This is a genomic window from Actinoplanes sp. ATCC 53533 (genome assembly GCF_003947245.1).
In genome coordinates this window covers 1-6333 of the sequence record NZ_QHHV01000307.1, presented here as the reverse complement: position 1 = coordinate 6333, position 6333 = coordinate 1, and the positions used below count along the sequence as shown (strand labels likewise).

At 70.8% G+C, this 6333-nt stretch carries 4 protein-coding genes and 1 pseudogene; all 5 read left to right on the top strand.

Features of this window, described 5'->3' with window-relative positions:
• Positions 1-611, top strand: a 611-nt coding sequence (locus tag DMB66_RS54860; protein WP_148112890.1) for a potassium-transporting ATPase subunit KdpA, incomplete at its 5' end; no start/stop codon positions are given.
• Entirely contained in the window at positions 608-2740 is a 2133-nt protein-coding gene (gene kdpB / locus DMB66_RS54855; RefSeq protein WP_125811978.1) for a potassium-transporting ATPase subunit KdpB, read from the top strand. The genes DMB66_RS54860 and kdpB, both read left to right, overlap by 4 nt.
• 5 nt (positions 2741-2745) lie before the next feature.
• Positions 2746-3591, top strand: coding sequence for a potassium-transporting ATPase subunit C (locus DMB66_RS54850; protein WP_125811977.1), 846 nt, complete (start codon positions 2746-2748; stop codon positions 3589-3591).
• A 30-nt stretch (positions 3592-3621) separates the two neighbouring features.
• Positions 3622-6105, top strand: coding sequence for a sensor histidine kinase KdpD (locus DMB66_RS54845; protein ID WP_125811976.1), 2484 nt, complete (start codon positions 3622-3624; stop codon positions 6103-6105).
• A pseudogene (locus DMB66_RS54840) lies at positions 6102-6333 on the top strand (response regulator); the annotation flags it as partial. The gene DMB66_RS54845 and the pseudogene DMB66_RS54840, both read left to right, overlap by 4 nt.

The following is a 6333-nucleotide window of genomic DNA, read 5'->3' as shown; positions in this document are numbered from 1 at the left end:
ACACGCCGTTCGGCGGGATGATGCCGATCGTCAACATGATGCTCGGCGAGGTCGCACCCGGCGGTGTCGGCTCGGGCCTCTACGGCCTGCTCATCCTGGCGGTCATCACGGTCTTCGTGGCCGGGCTGATGGTCGGGCGCACGCCGGAGTATCTGGGCAAGAAGATCGGCGCCCGGGAGATGAAACTCGCGTCGCTGTACTTCCTGGTCACCCCGACGATCGTGCTGACCGGTACGGCGGCGGCCTTCGCCACCGGCAACAACGCCACCGCGCTCAACGTGGGCCCGCACGGCCTGTCGGAGGTGCTGTACGCGTTCACCAGCGCGGGCAACAACAACGGCTCCGCCTTCGGCGGCATCACCGTCAACACCCCGTGGTGGGACACCGCGCTGGGGCTGGCGATGCTGCTCGGCCGGTTCCTGCCGATGGTGCTCGTGCTGGCGTTGGCCGGCTCTCTCGCGAGGCAGAAGGCGACGCCGGAGTCCGAGGGCACCCTGCCCACCCACCAACCACTGTTCGTCGGGATGGTCGTCGGCGTCACCGTCGTGCTCGTGGCGCTGACCTTCCTGCCCGCTCTCGCTCTCGGACCCCTCGCGGAGGGCCTGTCATGACCACCCCAACCCTGGAGAAGCCCTCCACCGAATCACCCGCACCGGCGGGCACCCGCCGCGTCGGGGGCGGCCTGCTCGACCCGGCGCAGCTGTGGCGGTCGCTGCCGGCCGCCGTGGTCAAGCTCGACCCGCGCACCCTGTGGCACAACCCGGTGATGCTCATCGTCGAGATCGGTGCCCTGTTCACCACCGTGCTGGCGGTCACGGACCCGACCGTGCTCGCTTGGTTGATCACGGTCTGGCTGTGGTTGACGGTCGTGTTCGCCAACCTGGCCGAGGCCGTCGCGGAGGGCCGGGGCAAGGCCCAGGCCGCGGCGCTGCGGCAGTCGAAGAAGGACACCGTCGCGCGGCGGCTGGGCAAGGACGGCCGGGAGGAGCAGGTGCCCGCGCCGGAACTGCGGCAGGGCGACGTCGTCGTGGTCGAGGCCGGCGAGACCATCCCCGGTGACGGCGACGTCATCGAGGGCATCGCCAGCGTCGACGAGTCCGCCATCACCGGCGAGTCCGCGCCGGTGATCCGCGAGTCCGGCGGCGACCGGTCGGCGGTCACCGGCGGCACCAAGGTGCTCTCCGACCGGATCGTCGTGCGGATCACCCAGAAGCCGGGGGAGAGCTTCGTCGACCGGATGATCGCGCTGGTCGAGGGCGCCAACCGGCAGAAGACCCCGAACGAGATCGCGCTGAACATCCTGCTCGCCGCGCTCACCCTGATCTTCCTGCTGTCCGTGGTCACTTTGCAGCCCTTGGCGATCTTCTCCAAGGCGTTCCAGGCGGCGGCGCCGGACACCGCCGCGATCAACGCCGACGGTGTCACGGGCATCGTCATGGTGTCGCTCATCGTCTGCCTCATCCCGACCACCATCGGGGCGCTGCTGTCGGCCATCGGCATCGCCGGCATGGACCGGCTCGTGCAGCGCAACGTGCTCGCCATGAGCGGCCGCGCGGTCGAGGCGGCCGGCGACGTGAACACGCTGCTGCTCGACAAGACCGGCACGATCACCCTCGGCAATCGCCAGGCCGCGGAGTTCGTACCGGTGGACGGGGTCACGGCCGCGACCCTGGCGGACGCCGCGCAGCTGTCCAGTCTGGCCGACGAGACCCCGGAGGGCCGGTCCGTGGTCGTGCTGGCCAAGACGGAGTTCGGGCTGCGGGAACGAGAGCCGGGCCTGATGACGCACGCGACGTTCGTGCCGTTCACCGCGCAGACCCGGATGAGCGGCGTCGACCTCGGCGACCGGCAGGTCCGCAAGGGCGCGGCCGCGGCCGTCATGAAGTGGGTCCGGCAGCACGGCGGTCACCCCACCGAGGAGGTCGGCGAGATCGTCGACCTGGTCAGCGGCACCGGCGGCACACCGCTGGTCGTCGCCGAACAGATCGCCGGGCAGCCGGCCCGGGCCCTCGGGGTGATCCACCTCAAGGATGTGGTCAAGTCCGGGATGCGGGAACGCTTCGACGAGATGCGCCGGATGGGCATCCGCACCGTGATGATCACCGGCGACAACCCCCGCACCGCCAAGGCGATCGCCGACGAGGCCGGGGTGGACGACTTCCTGGCCGAGGCCACCCCGGAGGACAAGCTCGCCTACATCCGCAAGGAGCAGGAAGGCGGCCGGCTGGTCGCGATGACCGGCGACGGCACCAACGACGCGCCCGCCCTGGCCCAGGCCGACGTCGGCGTGGCCATGAACACCGGCACGTCGGCCGCCAAGGAGGCCGGCAACATGGTCGACCTTGACTCCGACCCGACGAAGCTGATCGAGATCGTGGAGATCGGCAAGCAGTTGCTGATCACCCGCGGGGCGTTGACCACCTTCTCCATCACCAACGACATCGCCAAGTACTTCGCCATCATCCCGGCCATGTTCGCGGCCGTGTATCCGGGCCTGGACACGCTGAACGTGATGCGGCTGCACTCGCCCGGCTCGGCGATCCTGTCCGCGGTCATCTTCAACGCGCTGGTCATCGTCGCGCTGATCCCGCTCGCGCTGCGCGGCGTGCGATACACCCCGGCCTCCGCCAGCGCCCTGCTGCGCCGCAACCTGCTGGTCTACGGCCTCGGCGGCGTCATCGCCCCGTTCCTCGGCATCAAGCTCATCGACCTGCTCATCCAGTTCATCCCGGGGATCTGATCACCGTGCGTCTTCCTTCCTGGCTGTCCCAGCACCTCGCCGCGCTGCGCGCGCTGCTCGTCTTCACCGTGCTGCTCGGCATCGCCTACCCGCTGCTCATGGTCGGCGTGGGCCGCCTTCCGGGGCTCGACAACCGGGCCGACGGCTCGCTGGTCACCGTGGCCGGCAAGCAGGTCGGCAGCCGGCTCATCGGGCAGGCCTTCACCGACGCGGACGGCAACCCCGATCCGCGCTACTTCCAGAGCCGGCCGTCCGCCGCCGGCGACGGCTACGACCCCACCGCCACCTCGGCCAGCAACCTCGGCCCGAACGACATGGTGGACACCCCGGACCGCAAGAGCCTGCTCACCCAGGTCTGCGCCCGCAGCCTCGCGATCGGCGAACTCGAAGGCGTCGACGGCAGCCGGCCCTACTGCACCGCCGACGGCGTCGGCGCGGTGCTGGCCGTCTTTCACCGCGACGGGCTCACCGGCCCGGTCACCCGGGTCGTGTCGGTCAACCAGACCGGTACGCCGTTCGTCGCCACCTACGACGGCGTGACCGTCGAATCCGCCAAGAACGGCGAGGACTACCAGGCCCTCGGCGGTGTCATCACCCCGATCCGCGGCGACGCCCCCGCCGAGCCCGCGGTCCCGGCGGACGCGGTCACCGCCAGCGCCAGCGGCCTCGACCCGGACATCAGCCCGGCCTACGCGGCCCTGCAGGTGCCCCGGATCGCCCGCGAACGCGGACTGTCCGAAGCGGCCGTCCGCGAACTGGTCGAGGACAACACCACCGGCCGGGCGCTCGGCTTCCTCGGCGAACCCGGCGTCAACGTCCTGGAACTCAACCTCGCACTCGACAACAAGTAGACCCTGAAAGAGGGGAGAGGCGGCGCCGAGATGGCACGCGGAGAACTGCGGATCTACCTCGGCGCCGCCCCGGGCGTCGGCAAGACGTACACGATGCTCGAAGAGGCCCACCGGCGCGCCGAGCGCGGCACCGACGTGGTCGTCGCCTTCGTCGAGACACACGGCCGCAAACACACCCAGGCCATGCTCGCCGACCTGGAGATCGTGCCGCGCCGGACGATGACCTACCGGGGCGCCGAGTTCACCGAGATGGACCTGGACGCGGTCCTGGCCCGGCAACCCGAGGTCGCCGTCGTCGACGAACTCGCGCACACCAACGTGCCCGGCTCGCGCCACGCCAAACGCTGGCAGGACGTGCGGGACCTGCTCGACGCCGGCATCGACGTGCTGACCACTGTCAATATCCAGCACCTGGAGTCGCTCAACGACGTGGTCGCCCAGATCACCGGCGTCGAGCAGCGCGAGACCGTGCCCGACGCCGTGGTCCGCGCGGCCGAGCAGGTCGAGCTGGTCGACATGACCCCGGAGGCGCTGCGCCGCCGGATGGCGCACGGCAACATCTACCGGCCCGAGAAGATCGACGCGGCGCTCGGCAACTACTTCCGCACCGGCAACCTGACCGCCCTGCGCGAGCTGGCGCTGCTCTGGCTCGCCGACAAAGTCGAGGACCAGCTCGACAAGTACCGGGCCGACAACCGGATCAGTGCCACCTGGGAAACCCGCGAGCGGGTCGTCGTGGCACTGACCGGCGGCCCCGAGGGTGACACGCTCATCCGCCGCGCCGCCCGGATCGCCGCCCGGGACAAAGGCGCCGACCTGATGGCCGTCCACGTCACCCGCAACGACGGCCTCGCCGGCGCCGATCCCGCTGCCCTGTCCCGCCAGCGGGTGCTGGTGGAGAGCCTGGGCGGCACCTACCACCAGGTTGTCGGCGCCGATGTGCCACGGGCGCTGCTCGACTTCGCCCGCGCCGTCAACGCCACCCAGATCGTGCTCGGCGTTTCCAGCCGCGGCAAATTCGCCCAGATCTTCGCCACCGGCGTCGGCGTCACCACCACCGCCCTGTCCGGCACCATCGACGTGCACCTCGTGTCGCATGAACGGGCCGCTCAGGGCCTCCGCGCCCGGCGGATGCCGGCGGCGCTGTCGAGGCGCCGCCGCATCGGCGGCTTCATAGCGACCGTGGTCGGGCTGCCGATCCTCACCGCCCTGCTGGACGCCGGACCGTCGCTGTCGCTGACCAACGACATCCTGCTGTTCCTGGTCGCCGTCGTCGGCGTGGCCCTGATCGGCGGGCTCTGGCCGGCCCTGCTCGCCGCCGTCGCCGGATCGCTGCTGCTCAACTGGTTCTTCACGCCGCCGGTCGGCAGGTTCACCATCGCCGAGGGCGACAACCTGCTCGCCCTGGCCATCTTCGTGGTGGTCGCGATCGCGGTCAGCTGGGTCGTCGACACCGCCGCCCGCAAAACCAGGCAAGCCGCGCAGGCCGGCGCCGACGCACAGACCCTGGCCACCGTCGCCGGCAGCGTCCTGCGCGGCGAACGGCCGCTGCCGGCGCTGCTCGAACGGCTCCGCGAGACGTTCACGCTGCAGTCGGTGACCCTGCTGGAGAAGGGCGCCGTGGTAGCGGTTGTGGGCGACAATCCCTGCACCGTCGCCGGGGACGCCGACGTGGAAGTCAAGGTGAACGACGACCTGAAGATGCTCCTGTGCGGCCGGCAACTCGAAGCATCCGACCGGCGCATCGTCGAGGCGTTCGCGGCCCAGGCGGCCGTCGCGCTGCGCCAGGAACGGCTGGCCGCCGAGGCCGCGTCCGCGAAGCCGCTCGCCGAGGCCGACCGGATGCGGACCGCGCTGCTCGCCGCGGTCAGCCACGACCTGCGCACCCCGCTCGCCTCCGCGAAAGCCGCCGTCGCCAGCCTGCGCAGCGCCGACGTCGACTTCGACGAGCACGACCGCGCCGAACTGCTGGCGACCGCCGACGAATCGATCGACCGCCTGGTCCGCCTGGTCACCAATCTGCTGGACATGAGTCGGCTGCAGGCCGGCGCTCTCGGCGTGACCGCGATCGGCGTCGGCGCGGAGGAGATCGTCCCGCGCGCCCTCGATGACCTCGGCCCCGCCGGACGATCCGTGCGGCTGCACATCCCCGAGGACCTGCCGTACCTGCACGCAGACCCCGGCCTGCTCGAACGGATCGTCGTCAACCTGGCCGGAAACGCGCTGCGGCACAGCCCGGACGACCAGCCGCCGGTCATCACCGCGAGTTCGCTGGGCGGCGCAGTCGAGATCCGCGTCATTGATCATGGACCCGGCATCCCCGAAGACCGCTGGGACGATGTCTTCCTGCCCTTCCAACGGTTCGGCGACCGTGACAACCACACCGGTGTCGGGCTCGGACTCGCGCTGTCCCGTGGTCTGACCGAGGCGATGGGCGGCACCCTGACACCGGAGGAGACACCCGGAGGTGGACTCACCATGATCCTTTCGCTGCCGACAGCCGCCGACCGGTGACCCGCATCCTCGTGGTCGACGACGAACCCCAGATCGTCCGCGCGCTGACCATCAACCTGCGCGCCCGTCACTACGATGTCGACACCGCGCCTGACGGCGTCTCCGCCTTGCGCGCCGCCACCCGCCACCACCCGGACCTCGTTGTGCTCGATCTCGGCTTGCCCGACACTGGAGGGCACCGAGGTCATTCGCGGTCTCCGCGGCTGGACCGGCATCCCGATCATCGTG